Source organism: Castellaniella sp., assembly GCF_034674885.1.
In the GTDB taxonomy this organism is placed as follows: domain Bacteria; phylum Pseudomonadota; class Gammaproteobacteria; order Burkholderiales; family Burkholderiaceae_B; genus Castellaniella.
Window position 1 is genome coordinate 218,021 of sequence record NZ_JAUCDS010000001.1, and the last position, 22,064, is coordinate 240,084.

Sequence of the window (22,064 nt, forward strand, 5' to 3'; positions counted from 1 at the left end):
ATATGACGTTCATCGACAAACTGCATCGCGCCTGGGCCAGCCAGGATTCTCTGCTGATGGTCGGCCTGGACCCGGACACGCGCCGTTTTCCGGCGGAACTGGCCGGTCGGCCGGATGCCGTGTTCGAATTCTGCCGCCGCATCGTCGATGCCACCGCCCCCTACGCCTGCGGGTTCAAGCCTCAGATCGCCTATTTTGCGGCCCTGGGCGCGGAAGACCAGCTCCTGGATCTGTGCCGCTACATCGGCGAACATCATCCCACCCTGCCCATCGTGCTGGATGCCAAGCGCGGCGACATCGGCAGCACGGCCGAACAGTACGCCCGGGAAGCCTTCGAGCGCTACGGCGCCGACGCCGTCACCGTCAACCCCTACATGGGACGCGACTCGGTGCAGCCCTACATCGACTATGGCGACCGGGGCGTGATCATCCTGTGCCGCACATCCAATCGCGGCGGCGCGGACCTGCAGGACATGCGCCTGGCCAACGGCACGCCGCTTTACCTGCATGTGGCGGACCAGGTCGCGCGCGTTTGGGACACCACCGGGCAGTGCGCACTGGTCGTGGGGGCGACATTCCCGGAGGAAATCGCGCAGGTGCGCCGCCGTGTGGGCGACATGCCGCTGCTGATCCCCGGCATCGGCGCTCAGGGCGGCGACGTCCAGGCCACCGTCCAGGCGGGCCGCACGGCGTCTGGCGCTGGCATGATGATCAATTCGTCCCGCGCCATCCTGTACGCCAGCCAGGGCGATGACTGGACCGACGCGGCCGCCGGAGCCGCCCGTGCCACCCGCGACGCAATCCGCCAGGCCTTGCAAGGCCCTGCGGCATCCACAACGACGACGCGCTGACGCCAGGCGAACAGCCTGGCGCGCCGCATCAGCGGCGGCTCAGGTCGCCCAGCGCCACCTGCAGGGCAAAACGCACCGCTGCCAGGCGAATGGCTTCCCGATCGCCCTCGAAGATCCTGGTCACGGCCCGCGTCGTGATGCCGGACCCGGCCCGATGCGCGATGCCGAAACACACCATGCCGACGGGCTTGCCGGGTGTCGCGCCATCCGGCCCGGCAATGCCCGTGGTCGCCAGGGCCAGCCGTGCGGCCGGCACCGCCCCCAACACACCTCCGGCCATTTCCATGGCGGTTTCCTCGCTGACGGCGCCATAGCGTTCCAGAGTGTCGACTGAAACACGCAGCTGCTCGGCCTTGGCCGCATTGCTGTAGGTGACAAAGCCACGCTCGAACCATTGGCTGGACCCCGGGCAGGAGGTGATCGCCCCGGCCAACAGCCCTCCGGTGCAGGATTCGGCTGTCGCGCACATCCAGCCCGCTGCTCGAAGGGCAGCCCCGAATTCGCCCGCCAGGGCGCGCAAGTCACGGTCGATCATCACAGGACTCCTAGACGGATGAGTACGGCAGCGGCCAACAAGGCATACACCGCCGCGAAGATATCGTCGATCATGACGCCGAAGCCGTTCTTGAAGCGCCGGTCCAGCACGCTGACGGGCGGCGGTTTCAGGATGTCGAAGACCCGGAACAGCACGACCCCGACCAGTTGAGACAGGAAACCGGCCGGCATCAGCCACAACACCAGCCAGATGGCGACGATTTCGTCCCAATTGATGCCGCCGTGGTCGGCGATGCCCAGGTCGTCGCCACAACGCTGGGCCACCCAGCAGCCCAGTCCGAAGGACAGCAGCAGAATGACGACCATCCAGCTGTCCGGCAGCCCGCGCAAGAGCCCGGCCCAGAGCAGCCAGCCCACCAGGGTGCCCCAGGTACCGGGCGCTGGGTGAATCAGTCCGGAACCGAAGCCAAAGGCGAGAATGCGTTCGGGACGGGAGAACACCCAGGCGGCAGAAGGCCGCTCAGGGTTGTCGGGCGCGTCGCGGCCCGCGCCAGGATGTCGAGAGGAGTTCATACGGATTCTGCGAAATGGTCGAAGCCTTGGTGTTCCACCGTCAATGCCTGCCCGCCGGCATCCAGCACACGCACGCCCGAGCCGCGCCGGATTTCGCCGATCCGCGAGACAGGCAGGCCCAGCTGACGCCCCAGGATCTCGATCTGTTCACGCCGTCTCGGGTGCGCAGTGAAACATAATTCATAGACGTCGCCCCCCGCCAGCAGGGCATCGCGACGCACGTCCTCAGGCAGGCCGTCGAGCACCGGATCAGCGGGCAAGGCATCCAGCCAGAGCTCGGCCGCGCACTGGCTGGCATCCAGGATGTGGCCCAGATCCTGCAGCAAGCCATCGGAAATGTCGATGGCCGCATGCGCGACTCCGGCCAGATAACGGCCCAGTTTCAGGCGTGGGACGGGGCGTTCCAGAAATGGCAGGGCAGCCTGCAGGCGCGCGGGATCCGGCGGCAGCCGCCCCTGAACCAGGCGCAGGGCAACATCCGCAGCGCCCAGCGTGCCGGACACCCAGATATCGTCGCCGGCCCGCGCAGCATCGCGGCGCAGCGCATGGTGGCGGCGGACCTCGCCCATGACGGTGATGCTCAGGACCACCCCCGAGGAACCCCCGGTGGTGTCGCCGCCAACCAGGGGGCAGCGGGATTCTCGCGACAAGGCATGAAAACCGTCGGCGAAGGCCTGCAGCCAGACTTCGTCGATGCAAGGCAGCGAGATGGCCAGGGTGCAGGCCAGGGGCCGCGCGCCCATGGCGGCCAGATCCGACAGATTGACGGCCAGGGCCTTGTGCCCCAGCAGGCCGGGATCCGTATTCGGAAAGAAGTGCCGGCCCTCGATCAGCATGTCGGTGCTGACGGCCAATTCGCAGCCTTGGGCAGGCGACAGCAATGCACAATCGTCGCCCACCCCCAGCATGCCGCTGGGGGCTGGCCGGCTGAAATACCGGGCAATCAGATCGAATTCGCCGCCTGAAGGCATAGGCCTGGCCTGGGCGCGTCAGCGACGCGCAGTGGATTGCACCTCGGATGCGCGGACTTCGGCAGCCAGTTTGTCCAGCACGCCGTTCACGAAACGGTAGCCATCGGTGCCGCCAAAGGACTTGGCCAGTTCGACGGCCTCGTTGATGGCCACGCGGTAGGGGACTTCGACGTGATGAACCAATTCGAAGCTGCCGATCAGCAGCACCGCATGTTCGATCGGGGACAGTTCGGCCAAGGGACGGTCGATATAGGGCACGAAGCTGGCCCGCAGGGATTCCGCCTGGCGGGCAGCCCCCTGCAACAGGGTCTGATACCACTGGGCATCGGCCTGGTCGAAGTCCTCGCCGTCGCGCACGTGCGCATCGATTTCGCCGAGTTCGCCCAGGTCGGTACCGCCGCGCAGCAACCAGGCATAGACCCCCTGCAGCGCGAATTCACGCGCCATGCGGCGGGCGCTGCGGGCATTGGCCCGCCCGTTACGCGCCTTGGGTTCAGTCATCAGAGTCCTCTTCGAAGTCCTCGTCGTCGTCATCATCATCGTCGTCATCATCGCCTGATTCGGGCTCGAGCGCGGCGACCAGATTGGCCATCTCGACTGCCGCGCGGGCGCAATCGCGGCCCTTGTCAGCCGCCCGTGCCTGGGCCTGTTCATCGGTATCGGCAGTCAGGACGCCATTGGCGACCGGAATGCCGGTTTCCAGCGCAATGCGGCTGATGGAGGAGGCGGATTCGTTGCTGACGATCTCGAAGTGGTAGGTTTCGCCACGGATCACGGCGCCCAGGGCGATCAGGGCGTCGAATTCGAAGGTCTCGGCCATCTGGGCCAGCGCCACGCCGAGTTCCAGCGCGCCAGGCACCGAGACGACCATCACGTCGCGCTCGTCCACGCCCAGGGCCGCCAGTTCATCCAGGCAAGTCTGCAATTCGGCTTCGCCGATGTCGGCATTGAATCGGGAACGCACGATGCCAATGTGCAGGCCTTCGCCGTTCATGTCGGGGGTCATCACATAAGGGTTCATAGCCGTGATTCCATGTCAGTTGACGGCGTCGGACACGCCAGGTTCGTTATGGTACCCCGTAATGGTCAGGGAGAACCCTGCCATGCTGGGCATTTTTCTAGGCCGCGCCAGCAGGCGCGCCTGGCCGACGCCCAGGTCGCGCAGGATCTGGGCGCCGATCCCGAAGGTGCGCAATCCATGGCGTTCGCCGTCGGGCTGTGCCGCTGCCGTGGAGGCGTCGGACGCGCTGCGGGCCCAGGCATCGAACTGGGCGAACAGCAGGTCGGCTTCGCCGTGGCAGTTCAGCAGCACCAGCACCCCGCTGGGGGCGGCGGCGATCGTGCTCAGCGCCTGCGGGATGGTCCAGCTGTGGCGGGTGGCACCCTCGCACAGCACATCGAGCACGCTGGTGGGTTCGTGCACGCGCACCAGGGTTTCCGTGTCGGCGTGGATCTGCCCATGCACCAGGGCCAGGTGCGGGGCGTTCGAGGCGCGATCGCGATAGGCCACCGCCTGGAAATCCCCCCAAGGCGTGGTCACGGCGCGCTCGACCAGCCGTTCGACCATGGTTTCATGTTCGCTGCGGTACTGGATCAGATCGGCGATCGTGCCGATCTTCAGGCCATGTTCCCGGGCAAATACCATCAGGTCCGGCAAGCGGGCCATGGTGCCGTCGGGCTTCAGGACCTCGCAGATGACGGCGGCAGGCGTCAGGCCGGCCATGGCCGTCAGGTCGCAGCCGGCTTCGGTATGGCCGGCGCGCACCAGCACGCCGCCGGGTACCGCCCGCACCGGAAAAATATGGCCCGGCTGCACCAGATCGGCCGGGCATGCGTCTCGCGCCACCGCCGCCTGGATGGTGCGGGCTCGGTCCGCCGCCGAGATGCCGGTGCTGACGCCTTGTGCGGCCTCGATCGAAACGGTGAAATTGGTGCCGTAGCGCGTGCCGTTCTGGTTGGCCATCAGGGGCAGCTGCAGTTGCTCGCAGCGTTCCTGTGTCAGGGTCACGCACACCAGGCCACGCGCGTGGGTGACCATGAAATTGATGGCGTCAGGCGTGACGAAATCGGCCGCCATCACCAGATCGCCCTCGTTTTCGCGGTCTTCCTCGTCGACCAGAATGACCATGTGGCCGGCCCGCAGTTCAGCCACGATTTCCTGGACGGAAGCGATCTGGAAGGACGAAGATGCGTCGCGCATCGCCCCGGTATCCGTATTCATTTCAATGCTGTCCCAATAAAAGACTGTGCTGCCATTTTAACGGCTGCCCAACAAAGCCTCGGCGAATTCCGCTGCCACGAAAGGCTGCAGGTCCTGCATGCCTTCACCGACGCCGATCCAGTAGACCGGCACGGGCCGCACGCCCTGACTGCCGGCCGCTACCGCCGCCAGAGTGCCGCCCCGAGCCGTGCCATCGAGCTTGGTCACGATCAGGCCCGTCAGTCCCAGCGCGGCATCGAACGCGCGGATCTGCGCCAGGGCATTCTGGCCGGTGTTGCCGTCGACCACCAGCAGCACTTCGTGGGGGGCGCTGGCATCGGCCTTGCCGATCACGCGCTTGATTTTCTTGAGTTCTTCCATCAGGTGCAACTGGGTGGGCAGCCGGCCAGCCGTATCCACCAGCACCACGTCGGCGGCCCGCGCCCGCCCGGCATTGACCGCATCAAACGCCACGGCGGCCGGATCGCCGCCTTCCTGGGCGATGACGGTCACGCCATTGCGGGCTCCCCAGGCCACCAGCTGTTCACGGGCAGCGGCGCGGAAGGTGTCCCCTGCCGCCAGCAGCACCGTAGCCTGGCGTTCCTGGAGGGCATGTGCGAGCTTGCCGATCGAGGTGGTCTTGCCCGCCCCGTTCACGCCGGTGATCATCACCACCATGGGCGCGCTTTCCCCCACGATGAACGGTTTTTCCAAAACCTTCAGGTGATCGGCCAGGATGTCCTGCAGGGCAGCCCGCACGGCATCGGGCTGGTCGATGCGCTGCTTGCGCACCCGGGACCGCAGTTCGGTCAGGAGTTTTTCGGTGGCCTCGACCCCGGCGTCCGCCATGATCAACGCGGTTTCGAGTTCCTCGAACAGGGCCTCATCGACCTTGACGCCGACGAACAGGCCGCCCAGGCTCTGGCCCGTGCGCGACAGCCCCCGCCGCAGGCGGGACAGCCACGAACCCCCATCCGCCGCCTGGTCCAGGCGCGCCAGGGGGTCGCCGGCGGCGTCCACCGCGTCGGACCACGGGTCCGGGGGCTGGACTGTGGCCCCGCCGTCCGGCGCCCAGGACCCGGCGTCGTCTGCGGCCAGCCCCGCAGCGGCGGCCGCCTCGGGCGCGAACGCCAGCGCTGCAGGCGCGACCGGTTCCTGCGCAGGCTCGGTGGGCGCAACCGGGGCAACGTCCGGAAGGTCGGGCGCAGCGACTTCAGTTGCCCGGGTTTCCGGCGGCAATTCGGTCGGCGCGACCGGAGCGATCTCGGGCGCATCGGCGGCGATCTCGGCCGAATCCGGCTGCGGCTGGGGTTTCTTGCGTTTAAAAAAACTGAACATAGGCTTTACACTGAACGATCCGGCGAACGCCCGACACCGTGCCGAACATCACGGGCCGCGCATGAAAAAACATCAGATTCGTATTGTAGGCGGTCACTACCGCAAAACCCCGATTTCGGTCCCGAACGGCGACCATCTGCGCCCGACGCCCGACCGGGTCCGCGAAACGCTGTTCAACTGGCTGGCCCACTTCTGGGGCGGCTCTTTCGATGGCAAGCAGGTGCTGGACCTGTTCGCCGGCTCCGGGGCCCTGGGCTTCGAGGCCGCCTCGCGCGGCGTCGCGCTGGCCCAGCTCGTGGAACAGGCGCCAGCGGCCCTTGCAGGCTTGCGGGCCGTGCAAAGCCGCCTGCAGGCGCCCGCCATCCGCATCCATGCAGGGGACGCCCTGGCCTATCTGCAATCCCTGCCGGCGCCGTCATTCGACCTGCTGATGCTGGACCCGCCTTTTGGCGGCGACTGGCTGGAACGCGTGCATCCCCTGATCGGCCGCGCCCTGATGCCGGGCGGGCTGCTCTACCTGGAATCGGGCACGGCGCTGACCGAAGCGCCCGCCGATTGCCTGCCGCTACGCCAGGGCCGCGCCGGACAGGTGCATTACGCGCTGTTGCAGTTTGCTGCAACGCAAAAAAATCGTAATAATGAACGACTGGAATCGGGCTGCGATTCCCTTACGCCATCGGAGAGCGCATGATCACCGCCGTCTATCCCGGAACGTTCGACCCCCTGACCCGAGGGCACGAAGACCTCGTGCGTCGCGCCGCCGGCCTGTTCGACCAGGTGGTGGTGGGCGTGGCCGTCAGCCAGAACAAGCGCCCCTTTTTCAGCGTGCAGGAACGCCTGGAAATCGCCGAGGAAGTCCTGGGCCACTACCCCAATGTGCGCGTGCGCAGCTTCAGCGGCCTGCTGAAGGATTTCGTACGCGAACAGGACGCCCGGGTCATCGTGCGCGGTCTGCGAGCCGTGTCGGATTTCGAGTACGAATTCCAGATGGCGGGCATGAACCGCCACCTGCTGCCGGAAGTCGAAACCCTGTTCATGACCCCTTCGGACCAGTACCAATTCATCTCCGGCACCATCGTACGGGAAATCGCCATCCTGGGCGGGGACGTCAGCAAATTCGTGTTCCCATCGGTGGAACGCTGGCTGCACGCCAAGGCCAAGGCCTTGCGCGAACAGCAGAGTCAGGCTCAGGCCTGATCCGGCCAGGCGACTTCGTCCGCCTCAGGGTGGATCTTCATCAACCGGCACGGCTGACCTAACCATTCAGTCAGCCAGGCGGCTGCCAGATCGCCCTCATCCACGACCCGCACGACCTGCGAGCCCACCTGGGCGCGGCGCTCGACGCTGGCGTCATCCTCGATCACATCCAGAGGCACATCCAGACGCAGCATGCCCGGCGCGCGCACGACCAGATAGCCAAAGCGCAGGCTCAGTTCCAGCAAGCCCAGGCGCGGCGCCTGATCCAGGCTCAGCCAGGCATGTTCCGGATCCACGACCAGCCAACGACGGTCATAGGCGCCGGCATCCTCCAGGGCGGGGCCGCCGGCGATGGGGTGGGCAAGGGAAAGCGTCATCCAGATTTCCTTTAGAGTGGTTTCATTGGCCCAGCAGGCCCTTCAGGGCATTGCCGATCCGTTCGACCGGGTCAGATTTGGTCGCAGCGTCGCTCCCGGCGCGGTTTGGCTCGGATTCCGGGCTGGGCAGGGCTTGTTCGATCAGGTCCTTGCCCTTGATCAACTCCATCAGGCCGGACTTGACCGCCTGCTGGATGCTCTGGTTATGGATGCTCCCCCACTGCACGGCGTAGTCAGGGTGTGCCCAGTCGCCCGTGACCTGCACGGGAATCGTCACGCCCAGCAAAGACCCCAGCGTACCGGACAGCGGTTTGGGGGCGCGGGCAGCGACCTGGGCCAGCAGCTGCAGATCCAGGCGCTGTCCCGGCACATCGATCTGGGCAGGCTTGCCGGCCGTGACCCGCACCAGGCTGGAGGCCAGCAGCAGTTTGGACACGGTACCCTGCCCGTCCTTCAGGTCGACGCGGCCTTCCAGTGTGCTGAACGGCGTGCTGCGCTGCTTGTCGAAAGGCGAGGCCAACGCGTCCAGGCGGCCTTTCAACACGTTGCCCAGGGCGGCGGACACATCCGTCAGCGTCCGTGTGGCATCGATGCCGTGCACCGCGCCGTCCTTGACCTGCCAGGAGGCCCGACCCGACAGCCCCTGCATCCACGCGTCTACTGTATTGCCCTGCGTCTTGAGATCCAGCTGGGCCGCCCCCTGGCCTGACAGCAGGTCGCGCCCCAGCGCCGCCTGCAGCAAGGGGGCGACGGCCACCTTGTCCAGGTTCAGCTTCAGGCTCAGGGTCTGGTCCGCAGCGGCCCGGGCCTGGGCGTTCAAGCTGCCGTCATACAGTTTGGCGGTCAGTTTGGGCAGGCTCAACGCACCCTCGGCCACCTGCACCGGTGTCGCCACCTGGGTCAGTTGCAGGTCGCGGATACGCAGATCCGCGATCTTCAGGTCACCCTGGATGTCCAGCCCCTTCAGGAAGGACAGATCGATCACGGACGGCGCAGCGGCGGGGGCCGGAGTGGCGGCCTTGGGGGCGGCGGCGCCCTGGTCCGCCGCAGGTGGCTTGGCAGGCACGGGCGCCGGCTTGGGCACCCAATGATTCAGGTCGATTTTCTCTGCGCTCAGGGAAAACCGGGTCTGCGGCTGGACGAGGCGTGTCGTCGTAGCCTTCAGGGCCGCCTGCCCGCCATCCATGACCGCGTTCAGATCGACATCCAGCGCATCGCGCACCAGATCCAGATGCACGCTGCCGATCATCGGCACTTCATTGAGGAATTTGGGCTGCTTCTGGTCCCGCAGCGTGACGTCGCCCTTCAGGGCGGTCAGCCCGCCTTTGCGCAGCGTCGTATTCCAGGTCAGGGGCGAGGTCAGCTTCACCTGCACCAGGCGCGGCCCCTGCGTCAGGGCGCCATCCAGGCTGGCCTTGCGGAACTGCCAGTCGTTGGCATTGCCGCTCAGGCCCTCCAGCCCCAGGGACACAGCCAGGGTCTGATCCCCGGACGACTTCAGGGTAGCGGCAATCGGATCGGCCTGAGCTGATTCGGGCGACACGGCCAATGCCGGAGCATCCAGGGCCAATTCCAGGTTGCGGCCCCGGTCCTGGCCTGAGGCCCGCAGGGCGAGCTTGGCGACGTTCAATTCGAGATTGCGCGGGTCCAGCCGCAGTTGCCCGGCCGTCAGACTGGCCTTCAGGGCCTGGATGGGATGCGCACCCACGATATTGCCGGCCAGCGTCAGTTCCAGATTCCCGGCCGACAGGCGGCGTTCGCTGCCCTTGTATGCCAGATTGCCCTTGAGGGCGGCATTGGCCTGGTCCAGATTGCCCAGGCGCCCGTTCAACTGGACGTTGATTTTCTGCGCCGAGTAATAGCCGCGCCCGCCGGGATTCAGCCGCAGCAGGGCCTGGGCCTGCAGCTGGGCGTCCTGCACCGGGTCATCGCCGGCCACCTGAGCCTTGAGCGACACATCAAAGGGCTGATCGTAGGTCACTCGCCCGGTATTGGCCTCGATCGAGGACAGCGTCGTGGACAGGCCACTGCGCTGGTCAAGATAATGGATCTGTCCGCCCTTGAGTTCCAGCCCGGCGATGTCGATGTTCATGTCGGTGCGGCCCTCGGGATCATCCGCAGCCCCGGCAGCGGCAATCAGGGGCGCCGCCACGACCGAGCCTGCCGGCGCAGCCGACGCAAGGGCTGGACGGCCCGATTCCAGCAGGTCGCCGAAATTGAAACGCCCCTTGGTGTCGCGCACCACCCAGGCCTTCAGTCCCGTGATCGCCACGTGGTCCACCACCAGTTGATTGGACAGCAAAGGCCAGATCGCCACGGCAAACCGCGCGCTGTCAATCGAGACGAAGGTGTCCTTGGAGGAATGATTGGACAGCGCCACGTCGCTGACCGACAAGCCGATGCGCGGGAACAGGGACAGGCTGATGTCCCCCCCGATGGTCAAGGTCCGCGCATAACGATCGAACACCAGCTGTTCGAGCCGTGATTTGTAGGCATTCGGATTGAAGGTCAGCAGGAAGATGGCCAGACCGACCACAGCCACGAGCAAGGCCACGACCAGGCTGAACAGAACCCGCTTCAACCAGACATTCATGATCAATCCCACATATGACAGAGTGCAAGCCGCCACCCGGGCGGGCAATAAGCGAAATGCTAACCGATGCGCGCCGTCGAAAGTCCCCGAATCCCGCCGCCCTGCCAGCTTTATGTCTCAAAATTTTAGAAAATCCATAAAAAACAGATTTATATAACCACAGGGTATATGTAAATCCATCATGGAACCCGTGTTTCCGCCGCCGATCCCCGGTACCATGATTCACTGTCGAAGCGGCGGGTACGCGCCTGTCCGCCCCGGCCGAGAAAATATACAAGGAGAAGCCATGCCCATATTCGTCTTGATCCCCGGGAGGCCGCCATGCAGGTAGGCATCCCCCGAGAAACCCTGCCCGGAGAAGCCCGGGTCGCTGCGACGCCGGAAACCGCCAAGAAACTGGTCCAGGCAGGCCACCAGGTCCGCATCGAACGCGGGGCCGGGCTGGCCGCCCGGTATCGCGACGGCGACTACGAACAGGCAGGCGCCACCCTGGTCGACGCCGCTCAGGCCCTGGGCAGCGAACTGGTGCTGAAGGTCCGCCGCCCGGACGCCGCCGAGCTCGCGCACATGAAAGCCGGCAGCGCGCTGCTGGGCATGCTGGATCCCTTCGACGCCGACGGACTGAAGACGCTGGCCGATGCCGGGCTGACCGCCTTCGCGCTGGAAGCCGCGCCGCGCACCACCCGCGCCCAGAGTCTGGACGTGCTGTCGTCCCAGGCCAACCTGGCGGGCTACAAGGCCGTGCTGCTGGCTACCCAGTACTACGGACGCATCTTCCCCATGATGATGACGGCCGCCGGCACCCTGAAAGCCGCCCGCGTGGTAGTGCTGGGCGCTGGCGTGGCCGGCCTGCAGGCCATCGCCACGGCGCGGCGCCTGGGCGCCGTGGTCGAGGCCTCGGACGTGCGGCCCGCCGCCCGCGAACAAGTCGAATCGCTGGGCGGGAAGTTCATTGACGTGCCCTACGAAACCGACGAGGAGCGTGAAATCGCCCAGGGCGTGGGTGGCTATGCCCGCCCCATGCCCGCCGCCTGGATGGCACGCCAGGCCGCACTGGTGGCCGAACGCTGCAAGCAGGCGGACATCGTCATCACCACGGCCCTGATCCCGGGGCGCCCAGCCCCGGTGCTGATCCAGGCCGAGACGGTCGAGGCCATGAAACCGGGCTCGGTCATCGTCGACCTGGCCGTCGAACGCGGCGGCAACTGCCCGCTGTCGGTCGCCGGTGAAATCGTCGACCACAACGGCGTCACCCTGGTCGGGCTGAGCAATCTGCCCGCCCTGCTGGCAACGGACGCATCGGCCCTGTACGCCCGCAATCTGCTGGATTTTCTGAAACTCGTCATCGACGCCGACGGCCGCCTCGCGCTGCCCGCCGACGACGACATCGTCAAGGCCTGCCTGGTCTGCCAGGACGGCAAGGTTCTGAGGAGCGCCTGATGGAAGCGGTCAACCCGACACTCATCAACATCATCATCTTCGTGCTGGCCGTCTACGTGGGCTTTCACGTGGTCTGGAACGTCACGCCTGCGTTGCACACCCCGCTGATGGCCGTGACCAACGCCATCTCTGCCATCGTCATCGTCGGCGCCATGCTGGCCACCGGCCTGACCGACGGCGGACTGGCGCAGGGCATGGGCGTGCTGGCCGTGGCGCTGGCGGCCGTCAACGTCTTCGGCGGCTTCCTGGTCACCCAGCGCATGCTGGAAATGTTCAAGAAGAAAGACCGCAAGGGAGGCCAGGCATGATCTCGGCCAATCTCGTCACCCTGCTTTATCTGGTCGCCTCGGTCTGCTTCATCCAGGCTTTGAAGGGTCTGTCGCACCCCACAACCTCCCGGCGCGGCAACGCCTTCGGCATGATCGGCATGGTCATCGCCATCCTGACGACGGCGGCGCTGATCATCGGCCTGGCCCGCGACGGCACCGCCGCGATGGGCCTGGGCCGCGTCATCCTGGGCCTGCTGATCGGCGGCAGCATCGGCACACTTCTGGCGCGCAAGGTCGAAATGACCAAGATGCCGGAACTGATCGCCTTCATGCACAGCATGATCGGCCTGGCAGCCGTGGCCATCGCGACCGCCGTGGTCGCCGAGCCGCATGCCTTCGGTATCGCTGCGGCCGGCAGCCCCATCCCCACAGGCAACCGGCTGGAACTGTTCATCGGCACATTCGTGGGCGCGATCACCTTCTCGGGCTCGGTCATCGCCTTCGGCAAGCTCTCGGGCAAATACAAGTTCCGCCTGTTCCGGGGTGCCCCAGTGGTCTTTCCCGGCCAGCACCTGCTCAACCTGATCCTGGCCCTCGTCATGCTGGCCTGCGGTTTCTGGTTCATGGCCACGCAATCCTGGCTGCCCTTTGTGCTGATGGCGGCCATCGCCTTCCTGCTGGGCGTGCTGATCATCATCCCGATCGGCGGGGCGGACATGCCGGTGGTGATTTCCATGCTGAACAGCTACTCGGGCTGGGCAGCGGCGGGCATCGGCTTTTCCCTGAACAACCCCATGCTGATCATCGCGGGGTCTCTGGTGGGCTCGTCCGGCGCCATTCTGTCCTACATCATGTGCAAGGCCATGAACCGGTCTTTCTTCAACGTGATCCTGGGCGGATTCGGGGCAGAGGCCGCAGCGGGCGGCGGCGGCGCGGCGGGGGACCGCAGCGTCAAATCAGGCAGCCCGGATGACGCCGCCTTCCTGATGAGCAACGCGGACACCGTCACCATCATCCCCGGCTACGGTCTGGCCGTGGCGCGCGCCCAGCACGCACTGAAGGAACTGGCCGGCAAACTCTCAAGCCAGGGCGTGACGGTCAAATACGCCATCCACCCGGTGGCCGGCCGCATGCCGGGCCACATGAACGTGCTGCTGGCCGAGGCCGAAGTCCCCTACGACCAGGTCTTCGAGATGGATGACATCAATGGCGAGTTCGGCCAGACCGACGTGGTGCTGGTGCTGGGCGCCAACGACGTGGTCAACCCGGCGGCAAAGAACGACCCCGCGTCACCCATCGCCGGCATGCCGATCCTGGAGGCCTACAAGGCGCGCACCGTCATCGTCAACAAGCGCTCCATGGCGGCCGGCTACGCCGGCCTGGACAATGAACTGTTCTACATGGACAAGACCATGATGGTGTTCGGCGACGCCAAAAAGGTCCTGGAGGACATGCTCAAAGCCCTGGAATGACGGGGTCCGAGCCCCGTTCATAGTGGCTAACCCGTAGCCTTCCGGCCTGCTGATGCAGGCCGGAATCGTTTAACATTGCAAGCAACCTTTTACAATTCTACGAACCATCGATCATGGCCTTCGAGGAAGACGATCCCTATTCGGTGTCGCAACGGCTGGACATTCAGAACATCCTGCAAGGGCTGCTGAATAAACGCGCGCTCGTCCGCCTGGACATCCCCGGCCACGCCGTGTCTGTCATCTCCACCCTGCTGGATGTCGACGTCAAACAGGGCACGCTGATCCTGGACAACGCCACCGAAGACCATCTCAACACGCAGCTGCTGCGCGCTCCGGCCATCCGCCTGCAGGGCATGCTGGACCGCGTCATGATCGAGTGCAGCGGCAAGATCAGCCCCACGATGCATGACGGCCGCCCGGCGTTTTCCATGCTCTGGCCCGACCAATTGCGCCGCATGCAGCGCCGGGAATTCTTCCGCATGGATGTGCCCGCCAGCAACCCGGCCACCTGCTCCATCGAACACCCCTCCCTGCCCTCGGGCAAGGCTACCCTGCCCCTGGCCAACATCAGCGCCGGCGGGCTGCAGCTGATCGATCGCGCCGAGCTGCTGGCAGACCACGCCATCGGCACGTTCTTCGACGACTGCACCCTGAACCTGCCCGACACCGGCGCACTGGACGTCGGCATGCGGCTGCTGCGCCTCACCCGGCTCACCCAGGATGGCGACAAGCCCCTGCTGACTGTCGCCTGCCGATTTTTCAACCTGCCCGCCAACCGCGAGATCGCCATCCAGCAATACGTGGGTTCGCTGGAACGCGCCGTACTGGCCCGGCGGTGGGGTAGCGAATAACCCCCTTGATATATCCATTGCATATTTATCGGGTCTGTGCCACCATGCAACAGGCGTCCCGCGCTGCTTGTCGGCCCTGACCCCCAACGCCCGGGCGCCGTCAATCCGAATACACGACGGCCCGCCCCCGTAGCGGCAGGGTCGCCGGCAGCGTCCGAAGGACCCCATGCAAGCGTCTTCCTGCGACATCGCCGTCATTGGCGGCGGCATCATCGGCGTCAGCTGCGCCCTGGCCCTGAGCGACACCGGCCAGGACGTCCTCCTGATCGACCCCCAGGACCTCTCCAGCGGCGCCAGCAAAGGCAACGCCGGCGGCCTGGCCTTCGCCGACATCCTGCCCCTGGCATCCCCGCGCATCATCCGCAAGGCCCTCCGCTGGTTATTCGACCCATTGGGACCTCTCAGCCTGCCGCCCGCCTACTTGCCGCGCATCGCCCCCTGGCTGCTGCAGCTGTGGCGCTCCAGCCTGTCCGACCGCTACCCGGCCAACATTCGCGCGCAAGCCGCCCTGATGGGCCTGGCCGAAAGCGAAATGCGGGTCCAGCTGGAACGCACCGGCCTGTCGGGCCACCTGCACACCCAGGGTGTGCTGGAAGTCTACGAAGGCTACGCCCGCTACCAGGCCTCGCTGGACACGGCGCAATGGCGGGAACGCTACGGAGTCGAGACCCATTTGCTGCAGGGCGCCGACCTGGCCACGCAGCAGCCGGGCCTGTCGCCACGCTTCACCCACGGGGTCCTCATCCCCGGCTGGCGCAACGTGGCCGACCCATATGCCCTGGGCCAGGCCCTGGGGGAACAGGCCCTGGCCCGAGGGGTGCGACGGCTGCGCCAGGCGGTCCGCTGGCTGCAGCCGGCCCCATCCGGCGCCCAGCTGATCCTGGAAGATGGCAGCCAATTGCAGGCCCGTCAGGTCGTGCTGGCGGCGGGCGCGCGATCCCACCTGCTGGCGCGGGGATTGGGCGACCGCATCCCGCTGGAAACCGAGCGCGGCTACAACACGACCCTGGCGCCTGATGCGCTGGACCTGCGCCAACAAGTCACCTTCAGCGATCACGGCTTCGTCATTTCCCCCTTGACCTGTGGCATCCGCGTCGGCGGCGCCGTGGAACTGGGCGGACTGGACCGCGCCCCCGACTACCGCCGGGCGCAGGCCATGCTGGACAAGGCAAAGACCTTCTTCCCCGACCTGGACACGACCGGCGGCACCCAGTGGATGGGCTTCCGCCCCAGCCTGCCGGACTCCCTGCCCATCATCGCGCGGTCGCCGCGCCACCCCGCCGTCATCTACGCTTTCGGCCACGGCCACCTGGGCCTGACCCAAAGCGCTGCCACGGCCCGCCTGGTGCGCGATCTGGCTACACAACAACCCTCCGCGATCGACCTGCAACCCTACCGGGTCGATCGGTTTTCCCTCTGGGGCGCTCGCTCATGAAACGCATTTCCATCCTGGATTCCCATACTGGCGGCGAACCGACCCGCCTGGTCCTCGACGGTTTTCCCGATCCAGGGCCGGGTGACATGGCCCAGCGCCGCGCCCGCCTGGCCGCCGAGCACGACGACTGGCGCCGCGCCGTCATCCTCGAGCCGCGCGGCCACGACGTGCTGGTGGGCGCCCTGCTCTGCCCGCCACAGGACTCGCAGGCCGCTGCCGGGGTGATTTTTTTCAACAATACCGGCTATCTGGGGATGTGCGGCCACGGCACCATCGGCCTGATTGTGTCCCTGGCCTATCTGGGACGCATCCAGCCCGGCACCCACCGGGTCGAAACACCGGTCGGCACCGTCCAGGCCGTACTGCACCCGGACGGCAGCGTCAGCGTGCGCAATGTCCCGGCCTACCGCCACCGCAAGGACGTCACGGTGGACGTGCCCGGCCTGGGGCCCGTCACCGGCGACATCGCCTGGGGCGGCAACTGGTTCTTCCTGGTCAATGCCCCCGACCGCGTCCACCCAGGCGCCGATACGCGCCAGTTGACCGAACATGCATCCGCCATCGGCGACGCGCTCGAAGCCCAGGGCATCCGTGGCCGCGACGGCGGCCTGATCGACCACATCGAACTGTTCGGCAAGGACCCCGAAGCCGACAGCCGCAGTTTCGTGCTGTGCCCCGGCAAGGCCTACGACCGTTCACCTTGCGGCACCGGAACCAGCGCCAAGATCGCCTGTCTGGCGGCAGACGGCAAACTGCAGCCGGGCCAGGTCTGGCACCAGGCCAGCATCATCGGCAGCCGTTTTCAAGCCAGCTACGAGCCGGGGCTGGACGGCACCGTCATTCCAACCATCCGGGGCGAAGCGCACATCAGTGGCGAAACGACGCTGATCCTGCAGGACGACGACCCCTTTGCCTGGGGGATCAGGGTCTGATCATGCCGACTGCCACGCATACCACCAAACCCCGCGCCACCGAGGCTGCCTACGATGCCATCGAGCAACTGATCGCCACGCTGCGACTGGAACCCAACCAGCCCATCGTGGAAAGCGATCTGATCCAGATGACCGGCCTGGGGCGCACCCCCATCCGCGAGGCCCTGATGCGGCTGGTCGCCAGCGGCCTGATCGAGCAGCAACCACGCCGGGGGCTGCGCGTCAGTGAAATCCGCATCGCGGAACACCTGATCCTGATCGACACACGCCGGGTGCTGGAACGACTGATTGCCACATCGTCGGCTCGCAGGGCGACGCCCGACCAACGCATCCGCCTGCTGCAATGCGGCCAGGACATGATGGATGCCGCACAGCGCGGCGATCTGTCGGCGTACATGCAGGCGGATCAGGCGCTGGACCGCATCAATCACGAAGCCTGCCGCAATCCCTACGCGGTGCAGGCCATCGTGCCGATGATCATCCAGTGCCGGCGATTCTGGTACGCCTACCAGCACGAGGGCGACCTGGAACGCGGCGCCCGCAGCCACCTGATGGAAGTTCAAGGCATCCACGCCAGCAACCCCGAACAGGCGGTCGCCGGCGCCGATGCGCTGATGGACTATCTGATGGAATTCACCCGGACGGTGATCGAGGCTTAAAGAGCCCCCACGCTGCGCAGGCTGCGCCCGCTTGCTGCCCCCCAAGGGGGCGCCTTCCGCCTTGGGGCGGCCCGGCGGCGGAAGGTCTCTTCTTCTGAGGGGTCCAGGCTTAATTTACGTACCAGATCGTCTTGGTCTGCTGGTACTGGTCCAGGGCTTCCAGGCCATTGTCGCGACCGCCGAAGCCGGACTGCTTGTAGCCACCGAACGGCGTGGTGATGTCGCCTTCGGAAAAGCCGTTGATGGACACCGTGCCAGCCTGGATAGCGCGGGCGACTCGCTGGGCGCGACCAACGTCGCGGGTGTACAGGGATGCAGCCAGGCCATAGGCGCTGTCATTGGCCAGTTCAATGGCTTCGGCCTCCGTCTCGAAGGGCGTCACCGCCAGGATGGGGCCGAAGACCTCTTCCCGGAACAGGCGCGACCCCGCCGACACCTGGTCGAAGATCGTAGGTTCCACATACCATCCGCTGCCCAGGTCCGCATGGATGCGGCCGCCGTGCACCAGTCGCGCGCCTTCGGCAGGCGCGTCGTCCAGGAAACTGCGCACCTTGTCGAAATGGGCGCGTTCGACCATCGGGCCGATCTTGACCGTCTCGTCGGTGGGCAGGCCCACCGTCCAGGTGGCCAGGCGTTCCTGCAGGCGTGCCAGCAGGGCGTCCTTGATGCCGCTTTGCACGATCAGGCGCGAGCCGCAACTGCAGTTCTCGCCCATATTCCAGAATGCGGCTGCCAGCACATGATCGACCAGGCCGTCCAGGTCGGCATCGTCGAAGATCACCTGCGGGCTCTTGCCGCCGCATTCCAGCACGATTTCCTTCAGGTTGCTCTCGGCCGAATACTTCAGGAAATAGCGCCCGACTTCGGTCGAACCGGTGAAGGACACCACGTCCACGTCCATGTGCCGGCCCAGGGCCTGGCCCGCGTCCTCGCCCAGGCCGGTGACCAGCATCAGCACGTCTTCCGGCACCCCGGCCTCGTAGGCCAGCTGCGTCATGCGGTAGGCGCTCAGCGAAGTCAGTTCTGCCGGCTTGACGATGACCGAATTGCCCGCCACCAGCGCGGGGGCGACCTTCCAGGCGTACATCTGCGCCGGGAAATTCCAGGGCAGCACGGCCCCCACCACGCCGATGGGTTCCTTGACGATCAGCCCCAGGGCATCCGGCCCGGTCGGCGCGACGCGCCCGAAGCACTTGTCGATGGCCTCGGCGTACCAGCGGAACGTATCCAGGGTGGCCGGCATGTCCGTGTTCAGGCATTCGGTGATCGGCTTGCCCGCATCGACGCAGTCCAGCGCGGCCAGTTCTTCCGCGTGTTCCGTCATCAGGTCTGTCCAGCGCAGCATGACGCGCTTGCGTTCGGCCGGCGCCAACTGGGACCAGGCGCCCGCCTTGAAGCTGGCGCGCGCGATCTTGACGGCCCGGTCCACATCGGCGGCCGTGCCCGCCTCGATGACGCCGATGACGCTGTTATCGATGGGCGTGGTGTTGTCCAGGCGCGCACTCGAGGCGGCGTGGCCCGGAATCAGGTTCCCGGCCCAGAGCCTGGCGGCGCGGGCCTGCTCGAAAATCTGTTCTTTGGTCTGCGGCATGGTGGCCTCCTTAGCGCTGATAGGCGTCGAGCATGGACAGGAAGTCCTGGGCGTCGGCGTCCGGCAGCGGTGCCAGCGGCAGGCGCACCGTGCCGGCCTCGACGCCGTGGCGGCGGCAGCCCAGCTTGGCCTTCTGGTTGTAGTCACCGGATTCCATCGCCAGGATGATCGGGTACATGCCTTCCATCAGGGAACGGACCTCGTCCCAGCGGCCTTCGCCGGCTGCCTTGACCATCGCCACCTGTTCGGCCGGGAAGACGTTGGCGCCACCGCTGATCCAGCAGCGCACACCCCAGAACAGGAAGTCGGCCGCCATGTCGTCGGAACCGCTGATGATCTGGAAATCCGGAATGCGGGCCTGGATCAGGTGCAGGGCGCGGTTGAAATTGCCGCTGCTTTCCTTGATGGCGACGATGTTGGGGATCTTGGCCAGTTCGACCACGGTTTCGATGGCGATCTGCACACCCACGCGCTGCGGGAAGTCATACAGGATGATGGGCAGCGGGGTGGCGGCCGCCACGGTGCGGAAATGCTGCAGGATCCCTGCCTGTTCCGGCAGGCTGTAGGGCGGCGTGGCCAGCATCAGGCCGTCGTAGCCCAGGGCCTGAGCGCGCTGGGCATGTGTGATCGATTCCTGGGTGGACAGCGCATTGATCCCGGCGATGGTCTTGGCGCGCCCGCCGACTGCCTCGACCACGGTGCGCAGGACCAGGTCGCGCTCTTCGTCGTTCAGCGCATAGTACTCGCCGGTGGTGCCGCAGGCCACGATGCCGGCCACGCCGGCCTCGACGAAACGGTTCACCAGTTGCGTCAGAGCCTGCGCATTGACCTGACCATCTGCCGTAAACGGAGTGATGATGGGAACCAGGATACCTTCGATATTCATATGCCTTCCTAATGACAAAAGGATGCCCGGCCAGCCGGGCGACTGCCGGGGCCCGCGGCCCCGCGCAAAAAATCAGAAACCTACGATGCGCTGCGGCAGCCACGTCGCCAGGATCGGGAACATTGCCACGATCGCCAGCGTCAGGAACTGCACCAGGATGAAGGGGACGACGCCCCGGCAGACCTGGCCGTACTTCATGTCCGGTGGCGCGATGGACAGCAGGTAGAAGATCGACGAGGCCATCGGCGGGGTCAGGTAGCTGGTCTGGATGACGATGATGACCATGGTGCCGAACCAGATCGGATCGACGCCTGCCGCCGTCAGCACGGGCAGGAACAGCGGCACGCAGATCAGGACGTTGGCCGTCCAGTCCAGCACGAAACCCAGCAGGAACACGATGCACAGGAACAGCACCAATGTGCCGCTCAGCCCCAGCCCCATATCGGAAATCAGCGCCTGAATCAGACGTCCGCCCCCATTGGCGGCGAAAATCCCCGTGAACATGATACCGCCGGCCACGATCAGCAGGATCATGGCGGAGATCCGGACCGTGATGGCCAGTGCCTCGCGCATCATCGGCACGCTGAACTGCCCATAGCAGATGCACAGGACCAGGGCGCCGATGGCCCCCACGGCGGCGGCCTCGGTGGGCGACGCGATGCCGGCCATCAAGGACCCCAGAACCGCGAAGATCAGCAGCATGGTCGGCAACAGGCCGCTGGCCGTGATCCGCAGCTTCTCGGCCAGCGGCAGGAGCATGTCGGGGTCGTCCGCGCGAGGGCCCTTTTTCGGATCCAGGATGCACACACCGATGATGTACAGGACGAACAGCCCCACCATGATCAGGCCAGGGAACAGCATCGCGGCAAAGAGCTCTCCGACGGAGATCTGGGCCAGCGACGCATACACCACGGCCACCACGGACGGCGGAATCATGGTCCCCAGGGACCCGCCCGCGCAGATGGTGCCCGCAATCAGCGAATTGTCATAGCGGAAGCGCTGCATGGCGGGGATCGCCATCAGGCCGACCATGACCTCGACCGCCCCCACCACCCCGGCCGCTGCGGCAAAAGTGGCGCCCATGGCGATGGTTGCGACGGCCAGCCCCCCAGGCAGCCGGCCCAGCCACAGCTGCATGGTGCGAAACAAGCGCGCCGCGATCCCGGAGCGCTCCAGGATCGCGCCCATCAGCACGAACATAGGGATCGCAGACAGAATGTAATTGGTGGTGGCCGAATACAGGCCGCCATAGAGCTGGTTGAAAACCTGATCGCCAAAGGCGAACCATCCGGCGATCAGCGCGGGGATGATCAGGGAAAAAGAAACCGGGATGCCCAGGAAGATCAGCAGGAACATCCCCGGAAACATCAGGGCGGCAATCGTCGAATTCATCAATGTTCCTTCTTGGCGTCCGGGTCCTGGCCGAAGAAGGCCCGCAGGCCTTCCGCCACCAGTTGCAGGGTCAAGGCGACCAGGCCGATTGCGATAAGCAGATAGAACGGCCACATCAACGGAGCCCAGGGGCTGACGGTTTCCACTTCGTGACGCACCCAGGCCCGCCAGGTGTGCGACAGGGCGACCCAGGACAGCATGCCGAAGAACGGCGCCAGGATCAGCAGGTAGGCCACCCCCTGCACCGCGCCGTTGAATCGCGCGGGCAGGCGGTTGCGCAAGACGTCGATGCGGATGTGTGCATCTTCACGCAGCACGTAGGCCACTCCCAGCAGGAAGACGGCGCCGTTGGCCATGTAGGCGATGTCAAATGCCCAGACCGTGGGCGCATCGAACACGTAGCGGGCGAAGACCTCGTAGACCATGGACATGGTCAACACGGCCGCCGCCACGCTCGCCAGTTGGGACGCGCACCACGACACGCCATTTGCAAATCGGGTCAGGGCATTGAGCATCATGGCCTCGTGAAGTGAAGTCGCGCG

Annotated in this window: 23 protein-coding genes; 10 read left to right on the forward strand and 13 right to left on the reverse strand. The window is 66.1% G+C overall.

Annotated features, from left to right (window positions below):
- Positions 1-2: 2 nt before the first annotated feature.
- Complete coding sequence (pyrF, locus tag VDP74_RS01065; protein ID WP_322997749.1) at positions 3-851, forward strand: orotidine-5'-phosphate decarboxylase; 849 nt, start codon at positions 3-5, stop codon at positions 849-851.
- Positions 852-879: 28 nt separating this feature from the next.
- Here the strand turns inward: pyrF and VDP74_RS01070 are convergent, their stop codons facing one another.
- The 7 genes from VDP74_RS01070 to ftsY are packed head-to-tail and all read right to left on the reverse strand — an operon-like array spanning position 880 to position 6,428.
- Positions 880-1,386, reverse strand: coding sequence for a nicotinamide-nucleotide amidohydrolase family protein (locus VDP74_RS01070; protein ID WP_322997750.1), 507 nt, complete (start codon positions 1,384-1,386; stop codon positions 880-882).
- Positions 1,386-1,919 (reverse strand): phosphatidylglycerophosphatase A, encoded by a 534-nt coding sequence (locus VDP74_RS01075; RefSeq protein WP_322997751.1) that lies wholly within the window; start codon positions 1,917-1,919, stop codon positions 1,386-1,388. Before VDP74_RS01075 ends, VDP74_RS01070 begins: the two co-directional genes overlap by 1 nt.
- Positions 1,916-2,890, reverse strand: coding sequence for a thiamine-phosphate kinase (gene thiL, locus VDP74_RS01080; RefSeq protein WP_322997752.1), 975 nt, complete (start codon positions 2,888-2,890; stop codon positions 1,916-1,918). Before thiL ends, VDP74_RS01075 begins: the two co-directional genes overlap by 4 nt.
- A gap of 18 nt (positions 2,891-2,908) precedes the next feature.
- Entirely contained in the window at positions 2,909-3,391 is a 483-nt protein-coding gene (nusB, locus tag VDP74_RS01085; protein ID WP_322997753.1) for a transcription antitermination factor NusB, read from the reverse strand.
- Positions 3,384-3,911, reverse strand: a complete 528-nt coding sequence (ribH, locus tag VDP74_RS01090) for a 6,7-dimethyl-8-ribityllumazine synthase (protein ID WP_322997754.1) — start codon at positions 3,909-3,911, stop codon at positions 3,384-3,386. Before ribH ends, nusB begins: the two co-directional genes overlap by 8 nt.
- Positions 3,912-3,926: 15 nt before the next feature.
- Positions 3,927-5,111: a bifunctional 3,4-dihydroxy-2-butanone-4-phosphate synthase/GTP cyclohydrolase II gene (gene ribBA / locus VDP74_RS01095; protein WP_322997755.1), complete on the reverse strand. Its 1,185-nt coding sequence runs from the start codon at positions 5,109-5,111 to the stop codon at positions 3,927-3,929.
- Between the two features lie 36 nt (positions 5,112-5,147).
- On the reverse strand, positions 5,148-6,428 hold the full coding sequence (ftsY, locus tag VDP74_RS01100) for a signal recognition particle-docking protein FtsY (RefSeq protein WP_322997756.1): 1,281 nt from the start codon (positions 6,426-6,428) through the stop codon (positions 5,148-5,150).
- 61 nt (positions 6,429-6,489) lie between these two features.
- Here ftsY and VDP74_RS01105 point away from each other — a divergent pair, with 61 nt between their 5' ends.
- Together VDP74_RS01105 and coaD are read left to right on the forward strand one after the other, a co-directional pair.
- Positions 6,490-7,119 carry an RsmD family RNA methyltransferase gene (locus VDP74_RS01105; RefSeq protein WP_322997757.1) on the forward strand — a complete coding sequence of 210 codons (630 nt, stop codon included), beginning with the start codon at positions 6,490-6,492 and terminating at the stop codon, positions 7,117-7,119.
- Entirely contained in the window at positions 7,116-7,625 is a 510-nt protein-coding gene (gene coaD / locus VDP74_RS01110) for a pantetheine-phosphate adenylyltransferase (RefSeq protein ID WP_322997758.1), read from the forward strand. Before VDP74_RS01105 ends, coaD begins: the two co-directional genes overlap by 4 nt.
- Here coaD and VDP74_RS01115 read toward each other — a convergent pair.
- Together VDP74_RS01115 and VDP74_RS01120 are read right to left on the reverse strand one after the other, a co-directional pair.
- Positions 7,616-8,002 (reverse strand): MOSC N-terminal beta barrel domain-containing protein, encoded by a 387-nt coding sequence (locus VDP74_RS01115; RefSeq protein WP_322997759.1) that lies wholly within the window; start codon positions 8,000-8,002, stop codon positions 7,616-7,618. The genes coaD and VDP74_RS01115 overlap by 10 nt on opposite strands.
- 22 nt (positions 8,003-8,024) lie before the next feature.
- Positions 8,025-10,595, reverse strand: a complete 2,571-nt coding sequence (locus VDP74_RS01120) for an AsmA family protein (protein ID WP_322997760.1) — start codon at positions 10,593-10,595, stop codon at positions 8,025-8,027.
- A gap of 321 nt (positions 10,596-10,916) precedes the next feature.
- Between VDP74_RS01120 and VDP74_RS01125 the strand changes: the two genes are divergently transcribed.
- The 7 genes from VDP74_RS01125 to VDP74_RS01155 all read left to right on the forward strand — a co-directional run bounded on the left by VDP74_RS01125 (position 10,917) and on the right by VDP74_RS01155 (position 17,653).
- Positions 10,917-12,035 (forward strand): Re/Si-specific NAD(P)(+) transhydrogenase subunit alpha, encoded by a 1,119-nt coding sequence (locus VDP74_RS01125; protein ID WP_322997761.1) that lies wholly within the window; start codon positions 10,917-10,919, stop codon positions 12,033-12,035.
- Positions 12,035-12,343, forward strand: coding sequence for an NAD(P) transhydrogenase subunit alpha (locus tag VDP74_RS01130; RefSeq protein WP_322997762.1), 309 nt, complete (start codon positions 12,035-12,037; stop codon positions 12,341-12,343). The genes VDP74_RS01125 and VDP74_RS01130 overlap by 1 nt, the downstream gene beginning before the upstream one ends.
- Positions 12,340-13,776, forward strand: a complete 1,437-nt coding sequence (locus tag VDP74_RS01135) for an NAD(P)(+) transhydrogenase (Re/Si-specific) subunit beta (RefSeq protein WP_322997763.1) — start codon at positions 12,340-12,342, stop codon at positions 13,774-13,776. Before VDP74_RS01130 ends, VDP74_RS01135 begins: the two co-directional genes overlap by 4 nt.
- Before the next feature lie 113 nt (positions 13,777-13,889).
- Complete coding sequence (locus VDP74_RS01140) at positions 13,890-14,627, forward strand: flagellar brake protein (protein WP_322997764.1); 738 nt, start codon at positions 13,890-13,892, stop codon at positions 14,625-14,627.
- A 166-nt stretch (positions 14,628-14,793) separates the two neighbouring features.
- Entirely contained in the window at positions 14,794-16,062 is a 1,269-nt protein-coding gene (locus tag VDP74_RS01145; RefSeq protein ID WP_322997765.1) for an FAD-binding oxidoreductase, read from the forward strand.
- On the forward strand, positions 16,059-16,994 hold the full coding sequence (locus tag VDP74_RS01150; RefSeq protein WP_322997766.1) for a 4-hydroxyproline epimerase: 936 nt from the start codon (positions 16,059-16,061) through the stop codon (positions 16,992-16,994). Before VDP74_RS01145 ends, VDP74_RS01150 begins: the two co-directional genes overlap by 4 nt.
- A 2-nt stretch (positions 16,995-16,996) precedes the next feature.
- Positions 16,997-17,653: a GntR family transcriptional regulator gene (locus VDP74_RS01155; protein WP_322997767.1), complete on the forward strand. Its 657-nt coding sequence runs from the start codon at positions 16,997-16,999 to the stop codon at positions 17,651-17,653.
- A gap of 109 nt (positions 17,654-17,762) precedes the next feature.
- Here VDP74_RS01155 and VDP74_RS01160 read toward each other — a convergent pair whose 3' ends face one another.
- The 4 genes from VDP74_RS01160 to VDP74_RS01175 all read right to left on the reverse strand — a co-directional run bounded on the left by VDP74_RS01160 (position 17,763) and on the right by VDP74_RS01175 (position 22,040).
- Positions 17,763-19,244 carry an aldehyde dehydrogenase gene (locus VDP74_RS01160; protein ID WP_322997768.1) on the reverse strand — a complete coding sequence of 494 codons (1,482 nt, stop codon included), beginning with the start codon at positions 19,242-19,244 and terminating at the stop codon, positions 17,763-17,765.
- Between the two features lie 10 nt (positions 19,245-19,254).
- Positions 19,255-20,130 (reverse strand): 4-hydroxy-tetrahydrodipicolinate synthase, encoded by an 876-nt coding sequence (dapA, locus tag VDP74_RS01165; RefSeq protein ID WP_322997769.1) that lies wholly within the window; start codon positions 20,128-20,130, stop codon positions 19,255-19,257.
- Positions 20,131-20,202: 72 nt separating this feature from the next.
- Entirely contained in the window at positions 20,203-21,522 is a 1,320-nt protein-coding gene (locus VDP74_RS01170) for a TRAP transporter large permease subunit (protein ID WP_322997770.1), read from the reverse strand.
- A complete protein-coding gene (locus VDP74_RS01175) occupies positions 21,522-22,040 on the reverse strand; it encodes a TRAP transporter small permease (RefSeq protein WP_322997771.1) in 519 nt (172 codons plus the stop codon). Before VDP74_RS01175 ends, VDP74_RS01170 begins: the two co-directional genes overlap by 1 nt.
- Between the last annotated feature and the right edge of the window lie 24 nt (positions 22,041-22,064).

What these genes read in the sequence shown, in the direction of transcription:
- pyrF (WP_322997749.1), top strand. Translation starts at nt 3, where the DNA reads ATGACGTTCATCGACAAACTGCATCGCGCCTGGGCCAGCCAGGATTCT.
- VDP74_RS01070 (WP_322997750.1), bottom strand. Translation starts at nt 1,386, where the DNA reads ATGATCGACCGTGACTTGCGCGCCCTGGCGGGCGAATTCGGGGCTGCC.
- VDP74_RS01075 (WP_322997751.1), bottom strand. Translation starts at nt 1,919, where the DNA reads ATGAACTCCTCTCGACATCCTGGCGCGGGCCGCGACGCGCCCGACAAC.
- thiL (WP_322997752.1), bottom strand. Translation starts at nt 2,890, where the DNA reads ATGCCTTCAGGCGGCGAATTCGATCTGATTGCCCGGTATTTCAGCCGG.
- nusB (WP_322997753.1), bottom strand. Translation starts at nt 3,391, where the DNA reads ATGACTGAACCCAAGGCGCGTAACGGGCGGGCCAATGCCCGCAGCGCC.
- ribH (WP_322997754.1), bottom strand. Translation starts at nt 3,911, where the DNA reads ATGAACCCTTATGTGATGACCCCCGACATGAACGGCGAAGGCCTGCAC.
- ribBA (WP_322997755.1), bottom strand. Translation starts at nt 5,111, where the DNA reads ATGAATACGGATACCGGGGCGATGCGCGACGCATCTTCGTCCTTCCAG.
- ftsY (WP_322997756.1), bottom strand. Translation starts at nt 6,428, where the DNA reads ATGTTCAGTTTTTTTAAACGCAAGAAACCCCAGCCGCAGCCGGATTCG.
- VDP74_RS01105 (WP_322997757.1), top strand. Translation starts at nt 6,490, where the DNA reads ATGAAAAAACATCAGATTCGTATTGTAGGCGGTCACTACCGCAAAACC.
- coaD (WP_322997758.1), top strand. Translation starts at nt 7,116, where the DNA reads ATGATCACCGCCGTCTATCCCGGAACGTTCGACCCCCTGACCCGAGGG.
- VDP74_RS01115 (WP_322997759.1), bottom strand. Translation starts at nt 8,002, where the DNA reads ATGACGCTTTCCCTTGCCCACCCCATCGCCGGCGGCCCCGCCCTGGAG.
- VDP74_RS01120 (WP_322997760.1), bottom strand. Translation starts at nt 10,595, where the DNA reads ATGAATGTCTGGTTGAAGCGGGTTCTGTTCAGCCTGGTCGTGGCCTTG.
- VDP74_RS01125 (WP_322997761.1), top strand. Translation starts at nt 10,917, where the DNA reads ATGCAGGTAGGCATCCCCCGAGAAACCCTGCCCGGAGAAGCCCGGGTC.
- VDP74_RS01130 (WP_322997762.1), top strand. Translation starts at nt 12,035, where the DNA reads ATGGAAGCGGTCAACCCGACACTCATCAACATCATCATCTTCGTGCTG.
- VDP74_RS01135 (WP_322997763.1), top strand. Translation starts at nt 12,340, where the DNA reads ATGATCTCGGCCAATCTCGTCACCCTGCTTTATCTGGTCGCCTCGGTC.
- VDP74_RS01140 (WP_322997764.1), top strand. Translation starts at nt 13,890, where the DNA reads ATGGCCTTCGAGGAAGACGATCCCTATTCGGTGTCGCAACGGCTGGAC.
- VDP74_RS01145 (WP_322997765.1), top strand. Translation starts at nt 14,794, where the DNA reads ATGCAAGCGTCTTCCTGCGACATCGCCGTCATTGGCGGCGGCATCATC.
- VDP74_RS01150 (WP_322997766.1), top strand. Translation starts at nt 16,059, where the DNA reads ATGAAACGCATTTCCATCCTGGATTCCCATACTGGCGGCGAACCGACC.
- VDP74_RS01155 (WP_322997767.1), top strand. Translation starts at nt 16,997, where the DNA reads ATGCCGACTGCCACGCATACCACCAAACCCCGCGCCACCGAGGCTGCC.
- VDP74_RS01160 (WP_322997768.1), bottom strand. Translation starts at nt 19,244, where the DNA reads ATGCCGCAGACCAAAGAACAGATTTTCGAGCAGGCCCGCGCCGCCAGG.
- dapA (WP_322997769.1), bottom strand. Translation starts at nt 20,130, where the DNA reads ATGAATATCGAAGGTATCCTGGTTCCCATCATCACTCCGTTTACGGCA.
- VDP74_RS01170 (WP_322997770.1), bottom strand. Translation starts at nt 21,522, where the DNA reads ATGAATTCGACGATTGCCGCCCTGATGTTTCCGGGGATGTTCCTGCTG.
- VDP74_RS01175 (WP_322997771.1), bottom strand. Translation starts at nt 22,040, where the DNA reads ATGATGCTCAATGCCCTGACCCGATTTGCAAATGGCGTGTCGTGGTGC.